At 68.5% G+C, this 18,805-nt stretch carries 16 protein-coding genes; 6 read left to right on the forward strand and 10 right to left on the reverse strand.

The window, feature by feature from the left end:
* Window positions 1-4 precede the first annotated feature (4 nt).
* Entirely contained in the window at window positions 5-1,258 is a 1,254-nt protein-coding gene (locus tag C8258_RS15295) for a SulP family inorganic anion transporter (protein WP_233225106.1), read from the forward strand.
* A gap of 228 nt (window positions 1,259-1,486) precedes the next feature.
* Here C8258_RS15295 and C8258_RS15300 read toward each other — a convergent pair whose 3' ends face one another.
* The 6 genes from C8258_RS15300 to C8258_RS15325 form a co-directional block, all read right to left on the reverse strand.
* On the reverse strand, window positions 1,487-2,095 hold the full coding sequence (locus C8258_RS15300; RefSeq protein ID WP_106955759.1) for a TetR/AcrR family transcriptional regulator: 609 nt from the start codon (window positions 2,093-2,095) through the stop codon (window positions 1,487-1,489).
* Between the two features lie 89 nt (window positions 2,096-2,184).
* Window positions 2,185-2,907 carry an ABC transporter ATP-binding protein gene (locus C8258_RS15305; RefSeq protein ID WP_106955760.1) on the reverse strand — a complete coding sequence of 241 codons (723 nt, stop codon included), beginning with the start codon at window positions 2,905-2,907 and terminating at the stop codon, window positions 2,185-2,187.
* Entirely contained in the window at window positions 2,904-4,028 is a 1,125-nt protein-coding gene (locus C8258_RS15310) for an FtsX-like permease family protein (RefSeq protein ID WP_106955761.1), read from the reverse strand. Before C8258_RS15310 ends, C8258_RS15305 begins: the two co-directional genes overlap by 4 nt.
* A 182-nt stretch (window positions 4,029-4,210) precedes the next feature.
* Window positions 4,211-4,924, reverse strand: coding sequence for an MBL fold metallo-hydrolase (locus tag C8258_RS15315; protein ID WP_030514790.1), 714 nt, complete (start codon window positions 4,922-4,924; stop codon window positions 4,211-4,213).
* Between the two features lie 104 nt (window positions 4,925-5,028).
* Window positions 5,029-6,000: a carbohydrate kinase family protein gene (locus C8258_RS15320; RefSeq protein WP_106955762.1), complete on the reverse strand. Its 972-nt coding sequence runs from the start codon at window positions 5,998-6,000 to the stop codon at window positions 5,029-5,031.
* Window positions 6,001-6,102: 102 nt separating this feature from the next.
* A complete protein-coding gene (locus C8258_RS15325; protein WP_036500157.1) occupies window positions 6,103-6,453 on the reverse strand; it encodes an iron-sulfur cluster assembly accessory protein in 351 nt (116 codons plus the stop codon).
* Window positions 6,454-6,766: 313 nt separating this feature from the next.
* Here C8258_RS15325 and C8258_RS15330 point away from each other — a divergent pair, with 313 nt between their 5' ends.
* The 5 genes from C8258_RS15330 to C8258_RS15350 all read left to right on the forward strand — a co-directional run bounded on the left by C8258_RS15330 (window position 6,767) and on the right by C8258_RS15350 (window position 13,967).
* On the forward strand, window positions 6,767-7,435 hold the full coding sequence (locus C8258_RS15330) for a DUF3043 domain-containing protein (protein ID WP_233225107.1): 669 nt from the start codon (window positions 6,767-6,769) through the stop codon (window positions 7,433-7,435).
* Between the two features lie 238 nt (window positions 7,436-7,673).
* Window positions 7,674-9,605 (forward strand): nicotinate-nucleotide--dimethylbenzimidazole phosphoribosyltransferase, encoded by a 1,932-nt coding sequence (cobT, locus tag C8258_RS15335; RefSeq protein ID WP_106955763.1) that lies wholly within the window; start codon window positions 7,674-7,676, stop codon window positions 9,603-9,605.
* A 20-nt stretch (window positions 9,606-9,625) separates the two neighbouring features.
* Window positions 9,626-10,366 carry an adenosylcobinamide-GDP ribazoletransferase gene (locus C8258_RS15340; protein WP_369974758.1) on the forward strand — a complete coding sequence of 247 codons (741 nt, stop codon included), beginning with the start codon at window positions 9,626-9,628 and terminating at the stop codon, window positions 10,364-10,366.
* 317 nt (window positions 10,367-10,683) lie between these two features.
* Entirely contained in the window at window positions 10,684-11,925 is a 1,242-nt protein-coding gene (locus C8258_RS15345) for an acetyl-CoA carboxylase biotin carboxylase subunit family protein (protein WP_106955765.1), read from the forward strand.
* Window positions 11,926-11,963: 38 nt separating this feature from the next.
* The gene (locus C8258_RS15350) at window positions 11,964-13,967 is read left to right on the forward strand and encodes a hypothetical protein (protein ID WP_106955766.1); all 2,004 of its coding nucleotides are present in this window, start codon (window positions 11,964-11,966) and stop codon (window positions 13,965-13,967) included.
* 55 nt (window positions 13,968-14,022) lie between these two features.
* On the opposite strand, the gene C8258_RS15355 is transcribed toward C8258_RS15350, so the two are convergent.
* The 4 genes from C8258_RS15355 to asnB all read right to left on the reverse strand — a co-directional run bounded on the left by C8258_RS15355 (window position 14,023) and on the right by asnB (window position 18,690).
* Window positions 14,023-15,795, reverse strand: coding sequence for a metallophosphoesterase family protein (locus tag C8258_RS15355; protein WP_106955767.1), 1,773 nt, complete (start codon window positions 15,793-15,795; stop codon window positions 14,023-14,025).
* Window positions 15,796-15,881: 86 nt separating this feature from the next.
* Window positions 15,882-16,151: a DUF2277 family protein gene (locus C8258_RS15360; protein ID WP_039777254.1), complete on the reverse strand. Its 270-nt coding sequence runs from the start codon at window positions 16,149-16,151 to the stop codon at window positions 15,882-15,884.
* A gap of 52 nt (window positions 16,152-16,203) precedes the next feature.
* A complete protein-coding gene (locus C8258_RS15365; protein WP_106955768.1) occupies window positions 16,204-16,533 on the reverse strand; it encodes a hypothetical protein in 330 nt (109 codons plus the stop codon).
* Between the two features lie 231 nt (window positions 16,534-16,764).
* Window positions 16,765-18,690, reverse strand: coding sequence for an asparagine synthase (glutamine-hydrolyzing) (gene asnB / locus C8258_RS15370; protein WP_106955769.1), 1,926 nt, complete (start codon window positions 18,688-18,690; stop codon window positions 16,765-16,767).
* Window positions 18,691-18,805 lie beyond the last annotated feature (115 nt).

Below are 18,805 nucleotides of genomic sequence, written 5' to 3' on the forward strand. Positions count from 1 at the left end.
GCGGATGAGCAGTGTGACGGTGGCGCCGACCCTGGCCGGCTATCGCCGCACCTGGCTGAGGCCCGATATCGTGGCCGGGCTCAGTGCGGGTGCGGTGGTGATTCCGCAGGCCATGGCCTACGCGACCATCGCGGATCTGCCGGTGCAGATCGGCCTCTACACCTGCATGGTGCCGATGGTCGTCTACGCGCTGCTGGGCGGGTCACGCACCGCGAGCGTGAGCACCACCTCCACCATCGCGACCCTGACCGCATCCACGCTGGTCGGGGCGGGGATCGCCGCCGGATCCGAGGATGCGCAGACCTCGCTGATGACCTTGACCCTGATGGTCGGGGTGATCCTGCTGCTCGCGCGGCCGGCGCGCCTGGGCGCGATCATCGAGAACATCAGCGACGCGACGCTCACCGGGATCAAGATCGGCGTCGGGCTCACCGTGGCGGCCGGACAGCTGCCGAAACTTCTGGGCGTGCCCGCCGATCCGGCCGCGACCGGATTCTTCCGGGTGCTGTGGTCGGCGCTGAAACACCTCGGCTCGGCGAATCCGGCGACGGTGATACTGGCGGCGGCCAGTATCACCGGGCCGTACGCGAGGTCGACACTGCTGCCGCGCGTTCCCGGTCCGCTGGTGGTGGTGGTCGGAATCGCACTGGTCGCCTTCGCGCATCTCGACGATCACGGGGTGGCGTTGATTTCGCCGGTCCCGCCCGGGATACCGCTGCTGGGTGTGCCGCGGCTGCGCGATATCGGTGACCTGCTGCCGGGTGCGCTGGCCATCTCGATGATGGCGTTCCTGGAGACGGTCGCGGTGGGGCGTGGCGTGCGCCGCGCGAGTGAACCTCAGATCGACAGCAACCGGGAACTGTTCGCCAACGGGATGGCGTCACTGGCGGGCTCGTTCTTCCACACCCTGCCCCCGGCGGGTGGGTTCTCGCAGACCGCGGTGGCGTTACGCGCCGGTGCTCGAACGCAATTGGCGGCGATCGTGACGGCGGTGCTGGCGGTCGCGGTGGCGTTGTTCCTCGCACCCGTGCTCGACGATCTGCCGCAGGCCACCCTCGGTGCGATGGTGGCAACAGCAACACATCCCGCGACGGCGCCCGGGGTGACGATCAGGCCGATCACTTCCGGAAGCAGCAGTACGAGCAGATCACCCATGTCAACTCCTCGCCAGTCCCTGGTGCCTGCGCCGACTCGGGTCCGCTCGCCCCACTGTGCTCGTCCGGCGGTGCGCGGGTGCGGTCCCGCACGATCACGGTAGGGCGCGGACACCGGTGTGCCGTCACACGTTGCGGGTGAATACGGGGCCGAACCCGCTGCGGGCGGCGGGAATCCGGACTCCTGAACCGGCGCCGGTGCCCGAGCGCGCGGACATGGCGAATATCGAATCCGTGCGGGGCTCAGTCCTTTCCGCCGTCGCGGCGTTCGCGTTCCCGAGCGGGCTCCGTCGCGGCGGAATCACCGGATCGCCGCGCTCGACGGCAGGGGTCTACGCGCCGGGTCGTGTACGCGTGGCGGCCGCCGTGTGAACGAGGTACGGACTCAGTAGCTCTCGGACGCTCGTCGCCACGGTGTCGACGGGAGTGTGGTTTTCCACCAGGCGGGAGGCGGTGTGGACGACGGCGTTGATCAGTTCGGCGGTGGTGGCCGGATCGGGTGCGCCGAGTTCGGTCAGCGCGTCGAGCAGCGGTGTGCGGAGTTCGTCGTGGATGGCGCGGCCCTGGGCGGCGAGGGCATCGGCGGCGACGTGGGTCGAAAGCCCTTGGACCACTGCGTGTTCGCCCTCGTCGACCAGTTCGAGGTTGGCCATCGCATAGGCCAGGACCTTGCCGCCGGGGTCGCCGGCCGCGGCCATGCGTTCGGCGATCCGCGCGCTCCAGCGGGGGAGTGCGTCGGCCAGGACCGCCTCGAACAGTTCGTCTCGCGAGCCGAAATACTGATACACGCTGGGCCGGGCCAGGCCGGCGCGAGCGGCCACCTCGGCGAGGGTGGGCGCCGCACCGGTCTGTTCCGAGAGGATCGCGCGGGCGGCGTCGAGGAGGGCACGTCGCTGCGCCTGCCGGTGTTCCGCGACCGTCGCCGCCTGAATTCTCGGCACGACACCTCCTTCTCGCACGACCGGGTCTCGGTCCGACCCTTGCGACAGTGCTATCACACCCCGTCGCGGTGACGGGGTGTGGTGCACGCTCAGCGCTCGGGAGTGAGGCGGCCGTCGACCATGTGCAGGACGCGGTCGCAGCGGTCGAGGATGTCGTGGTCGTGGGTGACCATGACGGTGGCGACCGCCGCCGCGCGGGTTTCGCGGGCCAGCAGTTCCACCACCTCCGCGCTGCGGGTGCGATCGAGGGCGGCGGTGGGCTCGTCGACCAGCAGGACGCGCGGTGAGCCGATGAGTGCGCGGGCGATGCCGACGCGCTGGCGTTCCCCGCCGGACAGTTGCTCCGGACGCCGATTCGCCTTCGCGCCCATCCCGACCGCGTCGAGCAATTCCTGCGGATCGCGCTGGGCACCGGTGAGCCGGGCGATCAGTCGCAGTTGATCGGCGGCCGTGAGCGCGGGCAGCAGGTTGCCCGATTGGAAGACGAAACCGATGTGGCGCAAACGGAATCGGGCGCGGGCCCGGGCGCCTAGGGCGATGAGATCGGTGCCGCCGACGCGGACCCGCCCGGCGTCGGGCGTGGTGAGCCCGCCCGCCACCGCGAGCAGACTCGATTTGCCCGAACCGGAGGGGCCGATGATCGCGACGAATTCCCCCGGCGCGACCGACAGGTGAACGTCGTCCAGCGCGGTCACCGTATCGGTGCCGTCGCCGAGGGTGAGCGCTACGCCGTCGAGTTCGAGGCCCGTCAGGTCGCGGTCGCGCGTATCGTCCTGTGCCGCAGCGGCTTTGCGTGTGGTGAACAGGCTCATCGGTTGGCTCCCAGGGCCGCGAGGGGATCGATTCTGGTGACGCGCACGATGGCGGCGGCAGCGCCCAGCACACCGAGCAGCACCAGCAGGCCGGCGCCGGTGGCGATGGCCGCGGGATCGAGGGTGAACGGCATGCCGTGAATGAATCGGCTGCCGCCGACGGCGATCAGCACTCCGACGGCGGTCGCACCGACCAGCACCACCACGGCCTGAGTGAGTCCGTCCGCGAGCAGGAACCGCGTCGGTGCGCCGATCGCTCGCAACACCGCCAGTTCGCCCGCGCGCTGAATGGTCCACACCAGGAAGAACGCACCGACCACCAGCGCCGAGATCGCGTAGAGGAACACCTTGATCAGCGACATGGTCGCCATCTCCGCCGAGAAGCCGGGGGAGGCGTCGTAGGAGGCGGTGCGCGTCATGGCGGTCGTATCCGCCGCCGCGTCACCGGCGGCCAGGTCGACCGTCGCACCCGGCCGCGCACGCAGTGCCACGGCACTGGCCTCGCGGTAGGCCTGCTCCCGCACCTGCTCGCCCGGTTTCACCCCGGCATGGATCTGCTGCCAGGTATGCAGCGGCACATAGGCGACATCGACGTGGCCGAAGGTCTGCTTGCCCGCGGTCACACCGACGATCGTCAACGTGGTGCCGAGCCGATCGATCACGACGGTGTCGCCCAGTCGCGCACCCTTGTCGAGGGCGGTCGCGCTCACGACGATGCCGTCCGGCCGGTCCAGCCGTGCGCCTTGCGCCGGATCCGGGGCCAGGAACGACTGCGGATCGACGCCGAACAGGGCGAAGTCGACCGCGACCCCACCGCCGGTCTTGGCGTTGACCAGCGTATTACCGAAGGGTGCGGCGTCGGCCACGTCCGGCCGGGACCGCCACGCCGCGACCTGCGCGGTGTCGATCGTGCTGCGGGTGAACGCCGAGTCGGTCTTCGTGCCGTGCGCGAAGGCGAAGGCGTCGACGGGCAGAGCGCGCAGGCCGGAAACGCCGTCGTCGACCAGTCCGGACGACAGCCCGGACAGCATCACGGTCAGGATCGAGATGAGCGCGACCACGCCGCCCATCAGGCCGAATCTCACTCGCGCGTACCACAGTTCGCGCAGTGCCAGGAACATGACAACTCCTCACGGCTGCCGCCGGGCGGACCGGCGGCGGGACAGCACCATCTTCCTGACGGTGCGTCGGTAAGATACCAACGCTGCGTCGGTAAACCTGCGCCGGGGTGTTGCACCTGCGCCGGAAATGCGAAAAGCCCTCTCGCGCAAGGCGAAAGGGCTTGGAGGGCAGGTGCGTGTGCTCAGCCGGGCATGAGCATATGCCACTGCTCCAGGGTGGTCGGGCGCATCACGTAGTTGTTCTCGCGCACCGACGACAGGGCCGCGCTGGGTTCTTCGGAGTACCAGTGGCCGGGGTAGACGACCGGGTCGCCGGACAATTCGGCCAGGTGGCGCAGGCTGCGGAACATGGCGTCGGAGTCGCCGCCGGGGAAGTCGGTGCGGCCGCAGCCGTCGACGAACAGCGTGTCACCGGCGACGAGCCGGTCCTCGAACAGGAAGCACTGGCTGCCCGGCGTGTGGCCGGGGGTGTGCAGGAATTCGATCTCGACGCCGCCGACGGCGAGAGTGTCACCGTGGTCGTGGCCGGTCAGCTCGCTCGGGGCGATACCGGTGACGTTGGCGACCCAGGACAGTTCCTCGTGATTCACGTGCACCGGAACCTGCACCCGCTCGAGCAGTTCCTTCACTCCGCGTAAGGTGAAACCCATCATCGTGCCGCCGACGTGGTCGGGGTGGTGGTGAGTTGCCAGCACGCCCGTCAGCCGCAGGCCGTCGGCCTCGGCGATATCGACCAGATCACCCGCTGCGTACGCGGGATCCACCACCACACATTCGCCGGACTCGCGATCGCCGATCAGATACGAGAAATTGCGCATCTGAGTGGCGATCGGGTCGCCGACGGCCCAGTCCCGGCCCGCCAGCAGCTGACGAAAATATAAACGATCGGATCCCATACGCACACCCTATTGTTCGCCGGCGAACTCCGCGCATCCGGACGCAATGTTGTGAATCATCACGGCCGCGGGCCGCCGAATGGCCCGGATCTTCGGGGGCGGCGTCAGCTCAGCAGCGCGCCGAGTTCCTCCGCCGCCTCCGGTCCGTACGCGCCGCGCAACCGCCGCAGCGCGTCGTCGCGGTCGAGCGACCACTCCTGGGTGCCCACGGTCTCCAGGACCAGCACCGCGGTCAGCGAACCCAGCTGAGCCGAGCGCTGGAGGCTGAGTCCGGCGGTGTGCCCGGTGAGGAAGCCGGCTCGGAACGCGTCGCCGACACCGGTCGGGTCGACCTGCGAAAGTTCCGGCACCACTTCGACATTCACCTCGACACCGTCGCCGTCGACGATCAGCGCGCCTTTGGCGCCGAGGGTGGTGACGCGAATGCCGACCCGGCGACCGATCTCCTCGGGGGACAGGCCGGTCTTCTGCAGCAGCAGGCCCCACTCGTACTCGTTGGTGAAAAGGTATGTGGCGCCGTCGATCAGGGCGAGCGCCTGATCGCCGTCGAGGCGGGCCAGCTGCTGCGAGGGGTCCGCGGCGAACGGGATACCGAGCTTGCGGCACTCCTCGGTGTGGCGCAGCATCGCGTCGGGATCGTTGGCGCCCACCAAAACCAGATCCAGCGAACGGTTTTCGGCCACCTCGGCGACCGAGATGTCGCGGGCCTCGCTCATCGCGCCGGGATAGAACGACGCGATCTGGGCCATCGTCTCGTCGGTGGTGCAGACGAAGCGGGCGGTGTGCGCGGTCTCGGAGATCCGCACCGCCGAGCAGTCGACGCCGTGGCGCTCGAGCCAGTCGCGGTACTCACCGAAATCGGGGCCGACCGCGCCGAGCAGCAGCGGGTTACCGTTCAGCAGACCCATCGCATACGCGATGTTGCCGCCGACACCGCCTCGGCGAATCACCAGATCGTCGACCAGAAAGCTCAACGACACATGCTGCAACTGATCGGCAAGCAGGACGTCGGAGAATTTCCCCGGAAAACGCATCAAATGGTCGGTCGCGATGGAAGCGGACACAGCGATGGTCACGAAGCCCGGTCCTTGTCTGTCGAGGGCGGAATCAGCTTTACCGTACCGTGTGCACGACACGGCGCGGAACCTCCGCAGAGATTCCGCGCCGGGTGCAGATCGTCAGTTGAAGCTGTCGCCGCAGGCGCAGGAGCCGGTGGCGTTCGGGTTGTCGATCGTGAAGCCCTGCTTCTCGATGGTGTCGACGAAGTCGATGGACGCACCCTGGACGTAGGGGGCGCTCATCCGGTCGACGGCGAGCTTGACCCCGCCGAACTCGGCGGTCAGGTCACCGTCGAGAGTGCGATCGTCGAAGAACAGCTGGTACCGCAGACCCGCGCAACCGCCCGGCTGCACCGCGATGCGCAGCGCCAGATCGTCGCGGCCCTCCTGGTCCAGCAGCGCCTTCGCCTTGGACGCGGCGGCGTCGGTCAGGATCACACCGTGGGTGGTGGTCTCGTTCTGCACAGTCATGAAGTCTCCTCGCAGACCCTCGTTACCCGTGAACGTTGTTTCCGTGAACAGCGCACGGCTCGGTAGCTGTCAACGCCACGTCGCGGGTGGCTATTCCAATCTTGCCACTGTGCGCGCCGGTGCGGGCCCGTCGGGCCCCGGAATTGCCGGTTGTCGGCGGCCGGACGTGCGAATCGCCACACCCGTGAGGTGTGTCGCGGGGTGCAGACCGCCCGGTCGGAGCCGGTTTGCCGGTATGGGCGGTATGACCGATCACACAGGTCTGCGGAGACCGTGTTTCCAGGCCGGTGTGCCATCCAATAGCCTGGTCGGCGTGAAGTTCCTGCGCCGTGGCGATGCCAGCACCACCGACGACCACGTCGACGACACGTCGGCCGCGACCGACGACGACACGGCCACGGCAGCGCAGCGGCCCGCACCGACCGCCGGCAAGGGCCGGCCGACGCCCAGACGTCGCGATGTCCAGGGCAGACGTCGCGGGCCGGTTGCGCCCGCGCCGCTGACCGCCAAGGAGGCCCGCGCCCGGCGCAAGGCCACCCGCGGCAACCGCGAGGAACGCAAGGTCGCCTCGGCCGAACGCCGGGCCGCAGCCGCCGATCGCCGCGCCCGGATGCTCGCCGGTGAGGACAAATATCTGCTGCCGCGCGACCGCGGCCCGGTCCGCGCCTACGTCCGCGACCTGGTCGACGCCCGGCGCAACCTGGTCGGCCTGTTCATGCCGCTGGCGCTGGTGCTGATCCTGACCATGTTCCTCACGCCGCAGATACAGGCCTACGTCACCCTCGCGATGATCGTGATGATGCTGTTCATGGTCGCCGAGGGCTTCGTGATCGGCCGCCTCATCAACAAGCGGGTGAGCGAGCGCTATCCCGACGACACCACCTCGAGCTGGTCGCTGGGCTGGTACGCCTTCGTCCGCGCCTCCCAGATCCGCCGTATGCGCGCGCCGAAGCCGCGGGTTTCGCCCGGCGACGCGGTCTGAGTCCGGGCTGTCCCGTGCGAGGGGGCACGATCGCCTGCCTCCTCGCGGACAGTCGCGTGTTCGATTGGCGGCGCGGTCGGAAGGGCGGGGGCGGCTGTCGTGTGCTTCCAGTCGCGCGGTCTCCGAAGTTGCGGCTGTGGGGAACGGGACTCGAACGGCGCGATGTGCGGCGGGCTCGGGGGGCCGTGGGCTCGGGTAGGCGAGGGCCCGGGTGCGGGCCGATTGGTACCGTGCTGACGTGGTGAACGATGCTGCGGGCGGCCGAGGGCTGCGGACGCTGGTGCTCGGTGGGGCGCGCTCGGGGAAATCCGCCTATGCCGAGGAGGTGGCCGGCGGCAGCGGACCGGTGCGCTATGTGGCGACCGCAGTTCCCGATCCCGCCGACGCGGACTTCGCCGATCGTATTGCCGCCCATCGCGTCCGGCGCCCCGGCACCTGGCATGTGGTGGAGGGCGATCCGATCACCGTGCTCGGTGATCCGGCGCCGGTGACGCTGATCGACGACCTCGGCACCTGGCTGACCGCCCGCATCGACGCGCGCGCCGCCTGGGAATCGCCGCGCGGAACCGTCGGCCCCGATATCGACGCGCTGGTCGCGGCGGTGACCGGCTACGCGGACCGCCTGCTGATCGTGAGCCCGGAGGTCGGACTGGGCGTGGTGCCGGCGACCGCGTCGGGACGACTGTTCCAGGACGAGATCGGGACGCTGAATCAGCGGCTCGCGGCGGTGTGCGACGAGGTCGTGCTGGTCGTCGCCGGAGTGCCGGTCGTGCTGAAGGGTGTGGAAGCTGCCGGCGCTACCACCGGACGCGGGATCGGGACGGCCTCCGCGGCGGCCGCGGCAGCCGGACTGGCAGGTGGTGCGGCGGAACGGGTTTCGGCTTCGGGCAGCGCCGATACCGTGGGCCGCGAACATCCTTTCCACGGCTCCGGTTTCGCCGACTCCGCTGCGGCGGAAAGGGCTTTGGCATCCGGTCACGATGCGGAGGGCGCCGCTGCGTCGACCGGGACGAGTGACGTGGCGGACGTGGGCGCGGCTGCTGCCGCCGGCTCGACGGCGGTCTCGACACCGCGCGGCCTCGCCGAATTCGATGGCACCACACCGGCATTCGGCCCGGTTGCCGCGCCCGATGCGCGCGTACGGGCCGAGGCCGAGCAGCGGCAGTTGCAGTTGACCAAACCGGCGGGGGCGCTGGGCCGGTTGGAGACACTGGGCAATTGGGTGGCGGCGTGCCAGGGGGAGTGCCCGCCGCATCAGTTCCGGCGCGCCCGGGTCGTGGTGTTCGCCGGAGATCACGGTGTGGCGCGACACGGGGTGTCGGCGTATCCGAGTGAGGTGACCGCGCAGATGGTCGCCAACTTCCTGGCCGGTGGGGCGGCGGTGAACGCGCTGGCACGACTGGCCGATGCGACCGTGCGCGTGGTCGACATCGCGGTGGACGCCGACACCGATCCGTCGGTGTCCACGCACAAGATTCGCCGCTCCAGCGGCGCCATCGACCGCGAGGACGCCCTCACCGAAGCCGAACTGTACGCCGCGCTGGCCGCGGGCCGCGCGATCGCCGACGAGGAGATCGACAGTGGAGCCGACCTGCTGATCGCCGGCGATATGGGTATCGGGAACACCACGCCCGCAACGGTTCTCATCGCCACCCTCACCGATACCGAACCGGTGGTGGCGATCGGCCGCGGCACCGGCGTCGACGATGCCGGATGGATGCGCAAGGCCTCCGCGATCCGCGACGCCATGTGGCGCGCGCGCCCGCACCGCCAGGACCCGTTCGCGCTGCTGCGGATCGCCGGTGGCGCGGATTTCGCCGCCACCGCGGGCTATCTCGCTCAGGCCGCCGCCCGGCGCACGCCGGTGATTCTCGACGGTGTGGTGGTCACCGCCGCCGCGCTCATCGCCGAGATGCTCGCCCCCGGTGCGAAGCGCTGGTGGGTGGCCGGGCATCGGTCCACGGAACCGGCGCACCCACTTGCCCTTGCCAAGCTCGACCTGGAACCGCTGGTCGAGCTGAACATGCGGCTCGGTGAAGGCTCCGGTGCGGTGAGCGCGCTGCCGCTGCTGCGCGCGGCCGTCGCCGCGCTGTCGGAGATGTCGACCTTCGGTGAGGCCGGGGTGAGCACCGCCGAATCCGATTCGCCCGCACCGGAAGTCGTGTCCTGAGCGAGGCGGGTGGTGCGATGATCGCCGCCGCCCGGTTGGCGGTCTCGTGGTTGACGGTGCTGCCGGTGCGTGGGCCCGAGACGGTCGACCGGAAGTCGGCGGCGGGGGCGATTGCGGCCGCGCCGGTGGTCGGGGTGGTGCTCGGTGTGGGTGCCGCCGGGGTGCTGTGGGTTTTGTCCTGGGTAGGTATGGGTTTCGCGCTCGCCGGTCTGATCACCGTCGGCGCGCTGGGGTTGGCCACCCGCGGAATGCACCTGGACGGGCTGGCCGACACCGCGGACGGGCTCGGCAGTTACGGGCCGCCGGAACGTGCCCGGGAAATCATGAAGAGCGGCGGGGCGGGGCCCTTCGGGGTGGCCGCGTTGATCTTCGCGATCGGCATTCAGGCGCTGTCGTTCGCTGCCCTCGCCGAACACGGCCGCTGGTTCGCGGTGGGGCTCGCGGTTGCGGTCGGGCGGGTCGCCGTCGTCCTCGCCTGCCGCGGGTATGCGCCTGCTCACGGCGCCGCGTTCGGTGCGCTGGTGGCGCGCACGCAATCGGTGGTGACACTGGCGGTCTGGACTCTCGTCGCGCTCGCCGCCGGCGTTGTCGCCGCACCCACGCGGTGGCTCGGGCCGGTCGCGGTTGCCGTGGCTCTGGCCGGCGTGGCTTTGCTGGTGTGGCATTGTGTGCGGCGTTTCGGCGGGCTCAACGGTGATGTGCTCGGCGCCGCCGTCGAGGTGACCGTCGCGGTCACCGCCGCGGTGCTGTCGGTGTCCTGAGCTCCTGCCGGATCGCCGGGGCGGCCGTACGTCTTTCTCCGTCCCGGAAGAGGACGACCAGCGAAAATGATTGTGTATCAATAGCGCAACGGCGTTGCCCCTGTTTGGGAATGAGACATCGGGGTATCCGTGGGCAATGACGGTGATAGAGCGGATCGCCGTTGTTGCCGCCCGCCGACGATGCCGAGCGCACGCGCGGCGATACCGGAGCCCGCCGAATTCGCAGCCCCGGTATCGAGCGCAGGACCACCGCGCGATGAGACGACCTCGCAATCGACGAACGTGCACCGAGGTCGAAGAGGGGAGCAGGTTTGTCGATGTCATCCCGTGAATCGAAGAACAGGAACCCGGACAAAGGCTATGTCGCCCTGCTGGGTTGGAGCTTGAACGCAGTCGAAGCGGTGGACCGATTCGATCGGCGCTATGTCGTGGTGGCTCCGGAGTGGGCAGAGGAGTATTGCACCGAACACGAAATTCCCTATCTCTGCTGGAATTTCGAGCGGCTCAACGACCGGTCGATGGAAATCGCGGAGACCCTGAAGGAGATGGGCGTCGACGTCGCCATCCCGATCTTCGAGGAGACCGTGGAATGGGCGGGTGCGATCAATTCGGTGCTGCTGGACAATCCGCGGCTGCTCGGCCAGGCGATGCTGCTGCGCGACAAATCGCTGATGAAGCGGCGCGCGCAGCTGGGCGGTATCCGGGTGGGCATCTTCGAGGAGGCACACGAGCGTGACGACGTCATCCGGTTCCTCAAGCGCGTCAACCAGACCCTGCTCAAACTCGACGGTGATCCGAACGACCCGATCCACATCAAGGCCTTCGACAAGGCCGGCTGCCTCGGTCACCGCGTGATCCGCACCCCCGACGAGATCGACGCGATCCCCGACGACGAGTTCCCGGTGCTGATGGAATCCCATTTGGACGGTTGGGAATTCGCGGTCGAGGCGTGGATCCACGACGGCAAGATCCGATTCCTCAACATCTCCGAATATGTGCGGCTCGGCTACTCCGTCTTCGTCCCCGCGACACCGGAACTGGAGAAGTATCGTCCGGAGATCACCCGGCAGGTGGAAAAGCTGATCAAAACTTTCGATATCGAATTCGGGTTCGTCCACCCGGAATACTTCGTCACCAGCGACGGTGAGATGTATTTCGGTGAGGTCGCCTATCGCCCGCCCGGGTTCAAGGTGTTCGAATTGCTGGAACGCGCATACGGTTTCAACGCCTATCACGCGCTGGTGCTCGCCTTCGATCCGAAGACCACCGAGGAGGAGATCGTGGCGTTCTTCCCCCGCGAAGTGGTGGATGCGAAAGGACATGCCGGTTCGTTCGGCGTCTATCCGCGGCGGCGGGTGGTCAGCCGGTTGTCGATCCCGGAGGAGACGGAGGATCACGAATATTTCGAAACCCACGAACTCACCGCCCCACTGGCGGAAAAGGTCACCAAGCGAACGGCATTCGGCAATCACTGGGGTCTGCTGTACTTCTTCGGCGAAGACCCGTACGCTCTGCGGGACCTGCTGAAGCGACAGGAAGAACTCGACTTCTACGTATGACTCCTTCTCGGCAGGAATGGATCACGGGAGGATCCTGATTGACTCCACTCGGCAGCGACGACGACACTCTGGACAGACGTCTCGCCACGCTGGACGAAGCCACCCGAATTCTGGGCGACACCAGCGATTTCGGTAAGCAGGTGAAGCTGTCCAGGGTGCTGGGTGCGCTGCGTCGGGTGCTGCTGCTGCCCGGCGGCTGCGCGGCGGTGCGGGCGCGGGCGAGCGGGCTCGAGGCGGCCGGGCTGTTCCTCGGCACCGACTGGGCGCATCCGGAGATCCTGATTCCCGCGTTGAGTGTGGGTTCGCTGCGCAGCGCCAATGCCGACACGATGGTGCTGGAGACGGTGAGCGATCTGCGGTTGCTGGCTGTGGCCAAAGGTGATTACCCGCATCCGTCGGTGAGTGCGGAACAGGCGCTGGGGCATCTGTCGCAGGTGCTGGCGGTCAATCTGAGCCTGCTGTTCACGCCGCCGAGCGAGGCCGAACGCGAACAGCAGGGGCGGATGGCGCGGGTCTCGCGGGAGCTGCTGCATCATCTGGTGGAGGAAATCGGGTACGAGAAGGTGCTCGAGCATCTGGTCGACGAGATCTGGCGGATTCTGCGCCAACGTCCCATCCAGGTCGAGCAGGTGAAGCGGATGATCACGCAGATCGCCGTCGCCCGCAGCAATCCCGATATCGATCTCGGCGCCGCCGGGCTGGGCGCGGACCGGCTGATCAGCAGCCTCTACGGCACCACCGACGCATGCCGGGAGGATCCGGGCGTGGAGGTCTACCGCACGCGCCTGGAAAGTATGGACGACAGCGCATTGCAGTATGAGGCAACGGGTTTCGCGCGCTCGATGCACGATACCGGGCTGGTGTCGCCGTATCACGCGGTGCTGCTGCGGTTCCTGCTGACCAAAGGGGAATACCTGCTCGGTGAGGCGTTGGGATTGTCGAGCACCGGGCGCGACAGCCTGCTGTGCTACCACGAACTCGTGCGCAACCTGATCGAGGAGGCCGTGCACGTCGAGACCGCGCAGGGCATCTACGGGCTCGCGCTCCTGCTGGAGCGGGGGATTCTGTATCAACCGCCGGTCGCGCCCGCCCTGTGGCGGCAACTCGCGCTTCCGGTGTCGCCGCGCTCCCGGGAACGGCTGCACGAGGTGTTCGGACTGGTGCCGGACGCGCGGGCGCGGCTGCTGTCCGGGATGCTGTCGATCCTGGGTCTGCCGCTCGGCGTCGGTCAGGGCGACAATCCGACCTGCCAGTCGGCGCGCGCTTTGTCGATGTGGGCCTACAACGATCCCGACTACCTGTTGCAGACCGTGGCGTGGGCGGCCCGCGACGACGAGATCGTCATGCATTTCGAGGGGCAGCCGATTTCCTCGCTGGAGGCCGGGGCCGGGGTGGCGACCACCCTGCCCATGGATCTGGACCCGGTATCGCTGCTGGTCGTGCCCCATCTCGACCGGATCTACGCGGAGATGGGGCGGCGCTGCGTCGGCCGCGAGGGCGATCCGCATCGGTGGATCAACCCCGAATTCCACGGCTGGTGGTCCGGGCGCGGATTCCGTATCAACGTCGATGTGGAGACCGGGCGGCTGATCGACGTCGACGAATTCCTGCGGCACTTCTACGCCAGCTACCACCCCTTCTACAACGGCAATCAGCCGTTGATCCACCCACAGCCGGCCGGCATCGCGGTCACCGACAGCGCCGCCCGGTTCGTCGGCTGGCACGCGATCACCGTCCTGCGGGTCAGCCTCGATCCGCTGGACACCATGAGGGTCTACTTCTACAACCCGAACAACGACAGCGGCCAGGACTGGGGCGACGGCGTGGTCGTCGGCACCGCCGGGCACGGCGAACGGTTCGGGGAGGGATCGCTGCCGTTCGAACAGTTCGCGTCGCGGCTCTACATCTTCCATTTCGATCCGCTCGAACGCGGCGAACCGGCCGCGGTGGAGCGCGCGGAACTGGATCGGGTCGTCGGCTACATCCACCGCAGCTGGGGTGCGGACCGGCTACCGGAGATCGTGAGCGATGCGCCGTCGTGACGCGGCGGATACGTTGCGTACATGGACGATTCACGCTGGCGAGCGTGCGGCGGGGTCAGTGGTCCGAACGCGGGCGGGTGAGGACGAAGCTGTCCACCGGTTTCAGTGTGTCGGTCACGGCGTAGTAGGTGGCGGTCATGGTGGTGTGGCCGCCGGGGGCGCCGGGATCGACGTCGAAAGCGCAGAATCCGTAAGGATGGTCGGGGTCCTTGAAGGCCGACCAGGGCGCCTGCTCCATCACATAGATCGGCGCCTTCTTGCCTGTGGCGGGGTCGACCGAGCCGACGCCGGTGATCACCCGGCACTGCTGCCCGGGGAAGAACAGCCCGTTCGAGGGGACGGAGGTTCCGCCGCCGCCGATCACGAGATGCACTGTGCCCCGAGAGGTGTCGATGATCTCCGGTGCGGTCGCGGTGGCGGGCGTGACCGCCTCCGGGACCGGTTTCGGGGTGAGGGTGTCGCTGCCGAGGACGCCGCGGACGGGATGAGAACGCTCGTAATGGTGTTCGTGGCCGCACAGCACCAGGTCGACCTGGTAGCGGTCGAACAGCGGTAGCCATTCCTGGCGGATCCCCAGATCGGCGCCGTTGGCCTTGTCGGCCGAGGAGATCGCGGTCTGATGCATGAACACGACGATCCAGTCGATCGCGCGGTCCGCCCGGGCGGTGGCCAATTCCTTGTCCAGCCAACGCTTCTGGGCACCGCCGGAGTAGCCGTGCACGTAGGAGTTGCCGCCGTCCTGCAGGCAGATGTCGTCGTTGGCCACCGCGATCACCCGGACCGCGCCGACCGTGAAGGCGTACCAGAGCCCGCGCGCGAGATCCTCGGCCCCGCTGTCGGGCACGGTGAAATACGTTTGGAACGCCTCGTAGCCGATCGGGCCGTTGCCGCGTTCGTTCTCGTGGTTACCCGGCGCCGGCATCCACGGGCGGTGGCGAGCGGACCGGGAATTGTTGGCCCACCAATCGTTCCAGGTGCGGATCCGGTCGATGGCGAGATTGGCGTAGCACAGATCGCCGTTGACGAGATTGAACAGCGGAGCCAGATGTTCGATCCCCGCGGTGACGTCACCGGCGACGGGGGAGCCGAGGTTGTCGTTGACGTAGCGGCCGTTGTCCAGCTTGCCGAGCGTCGGAGTGCCCTGATCACCGAAACTGGTGAAGCGGAACGCGGCCCGGCCCGCCGGCGCGGTGCGGTGGGTGCCCAATTCCGGTGTGGCACCGTCGTGTCCGGCTGCGTAGATGTAGTCGGTGTCCGGCGTGAGCCCGGTCAGGACCGCGTGATGGGCGTATGCCTCGGTGCCCGAGGCGGCGTCGCGGTAGACCCGGGTCTGTGCTTGCGCCGTCGCGCCGAATCCGGTTGTGGCCGTACCGAATCGCACCACCGGATTGCGCACCGACGCCGAACTCTGCCAGCTCACCACCGCCTCGCGCGCGGCGTCGGCACCGAACTGCAGGTGCAACCCCGTCACGGGCGGTGTGGCGACCCGGGCCGGACCCGTCGCCAATTCCGGTGACAGCGGCCAGAATCGCCCGCCGCCGCCGGTCGAGGAACCGTCGCCGTGCAATGCCGCCGTCGTCCCCGCACCCACGGCCAGCCCGGCGAGCGCCGCTGCCCCCGACGCGCCGAACAGCCATCGCCGGCTCACCCCGCGCGATCGGTCGGGGCGTGCGCCGACCCCGTCCGGTCCGCCTACGCGAGCAGCGGCTTGCGGCCCGGCGGTGACATCTCCGTGGGTACCGGTGCCCGGCGTCGAACCAGGACCGGCCTCCGCCCCGGCACTACCCGCCTGCTCCGCTACCGGCTCCGACGCATCCCGCTCGTCCATACCTCCAGCCAACCGTGCGCGGGTTCAGAAAACCCCACGCCACGGCGAACTCCGGGTGAATCACGAGCCGAACGCCGGCCTCGGGCTCAGGCGCGGGCGGCGATGCGCGCCTGCACCTCCGGCCGCCGCAGCGGCGGAACCGACTTCGGCGGCACCTTGCGGTCGGGCAGAGCGGCCAGCAGACGGGTGGTGGCCGCGGCGATCTCGGCGACGGCCTCGTCGACCGCGGGGCGGGTGGCCGCGGAGATACTGCTCAGACCACCCACCTTGCGGACGTACTGCAGCGCGGCCGCTTCGATCTCCTCGGCCGTGGCTTCCGGTTCGAGGCCGCGCAGGGCGGTGATATTTCGGCACATAGCTACGAGGTTAGGCCGCGTGCCGGGTGGGATCGAGCCGGATGATTTCGGCTCAGGAGGCGCTGCCGGTCGAGAACGGCGAGTAACCGTAGCCGTACCCGTATCCGTAGCCACCCGACCACGGGCTGTTCCATCCGGGATAGAAGCCGCCGTAGCCTCCGCCGGGCAGGCCCCAGCCCGGCATTCCCCAACCACCGTGATGACCCCAGCCATGGTGGCCCCAGCCGTGGATTTCCTGGGCTTGGGCTTGGGCTGGGGCCGCCGCCGGTTCGGCGAGAGCGGGGGTTGCGGCCGCCACGATCGGCGCCGCCGCGATGGCGACCGTGATCACGGTGCGTGACATGCGGGTGCGGAGCTTCGAGGGCAGGTCGTTTCGAACCATCGGAATTCCTTCGGTACGTGTCTCGGTCGTATCCGTCCGCGGCCCGATCGGACCGCTCGACTAGCTTGACGCCATTTAATGTACCGCTATTTAACGGTACGTTCAAGAGCGTCGAAAAGATGACGTGACTACGAGTGGCGTGCGAAGGGGGATCGCTGCACACGGGACGGGCGCCGCACCGCCGACCGTGATCGGCCGCGGTACGACGCCCGCGTCGCTGGTATCCGCCGGCTAGAGCCGCACGGGGTAGGTCGGCTCCTGGATATCGGGCTTGATCCGGTCCTCGACGAAGATGCCGTGCCAGATCATGAACACCAGCAGCGTCCACAGGCGACGGCTGTGGTCGCCGTTGCCGGCCCGGTGCGCCTCGAGCATGGCCTTGATCGCGGACTTGTCCAGCAGATGGTCGGTCTGCGATTCCGCGATCTGGGTGGCGGCCCAGTCGTAGAGTTCCGGTCCGCGCAGCCAGTGCCGCAGCGGCACCGGGAAGCCCAGTTTCGGCCGGTGCAGCACATGCGGCGGGACGATCGTCTCGAGCGCGCGGCGCAGCGCGTACTTGGTGGTCTCCTGGGTGATCTTCTGCTGATACGGGATCTGCTCGGCGACCGCGAACACCTCGGGATCCAGGAACGGAACCCGCAACTCCAGCGAATTGGCCATGGTCATCTTGTCGGCCTTGACCAGGATGTCGCCGCGCAACCAGGTGAACAGGTCCAGATGCTGCATGCGCGCCACCGGATCCCAGCCGCGCGAGCGCGCGTAGATCGGGGCCGTCACATCCTGATGCGTCCACTCCGGGCGGAATTCGCGCAGCACCGAACGCAACTGGGCGTCGTTGAAGCTGCGGGCGTTGCCGTAGTAGCGCTGCTCGAGCGGCAGCGAACCGCGGTGCAGCAGGCTCTTGCCGCGCGTCCCGTCCGGAATCCGGTCCGAGAGCTTGCCGGCCAGCCGCCGCACGCCCTTCGGCAGGTACTCGAAAGGCTTGAGCGACAACGGTTCCCGATAGATCGTATAGCCGCCGAACAGCTCGTCGGAACCCTCGCCGGAGAGCACCACCTTGACGTGCTTGCGGGCCTCCTGGGCCACGAAATACAGCGGCACCAGTGCCGGATCGGCCACCGGATCGTCGAGGTACCAGACGATCTCGGGGATCGCGCCCGCGAACTCCTCGGGGCTGACGGTGCGGATGAAATGCTTCGCGCCGATCGCCTCCGCGGTCTCGGCCGCCACATCGGCCTCCGAATACCCCTCCCGCTCGAACGCCGAGGTGAAGGTGAGCAGATTCGGGTTGTGCCGGATCGCCAGCGCCGCGATGGCGGTGGAGTCGATGCCGCCGGACAGGAAGGCGCCGACGGTGACGTCCGCGCGCATGTGCTTGGCGACCGAATCCTCGAGCACCGCCGCGATCTCGCGGTAGCGGGCCTCCTCCGAGCCGGCCGCGAACGGGCGCACCCGGAAGTTCGGCTCGAAGTAACGGGTGATTTCCGGCGCTGCGCCGGGGCGCAGGGTGGCGTAGCAGCCGGATTCCAGACGGCGGATGTTCGCGTGCAGCGATTCCGGCTCCGGCACGTACTGCAGCACCGTGTAGTGCTCGAGCGCGCGCGGATCCAGTGCGTCCGAGAGATTCAGCGCCGGCAGCAGTTCCAGCAGGCTCTTCTTCTCGCTGGCATAGGCGGTGCCGCCCGGGCCGGTGGCCAGGAACAGCGGCTTGATGCCGAACGGGTCGCGGGCCAGTATCAGCTCCTGGGTCTCGGTGTCCCAGATGGCGAAGGCGAACATGCCGCGCAACTTGGAGAATGCCGCGGTGCCCCAGTGGTGATAGGCCGCGACGATCGCCTCACCATCACCCTCGGTGGCGAACCGCGCCCCGAACTCCTCGCTCAGCTGCGCGCGCAACTCCAGATAGTTGTAGATCTCACCGTTGAACGCCAGCGCATAACGCTGAGTATTCTCCGGCGGACCCCAGCGCAGCGGCTGATGCGAATGCTCGATGTCGATGATCGACAGGCGGTTGAAGCCCAGGATGATGTGTTCGTCGTGCCAGGTGCCGCGCTCGTCCGGGCCGCGATGGCGCCCGCACTGCAAGGCGTCGTACACCTGCTGTACGACGGAGTCGGTGGCCACATCGGCGGTCAGAAATCCCAGCAGTCCACACACTGCGTCGAGAACCTCGTTTCCGGATCGGGTACGCGGAGAACATTCGAAACCAGTCCCCGAGTATGCCGCACCGCGGGCCTGCTCGTCGCCTCGCTGGGCGGCGGTCGCGCTCGCC

The sequence above is a fragment of the Nocardia sp. MDA0666 genome, from assembly GCF_003023875.1.
GTDB lineage: Bacteria > Actinomycetota > Actinomycetes > Mycobacteriales > Mycobacteriaceae > Nocardia > Nocardia aobensis.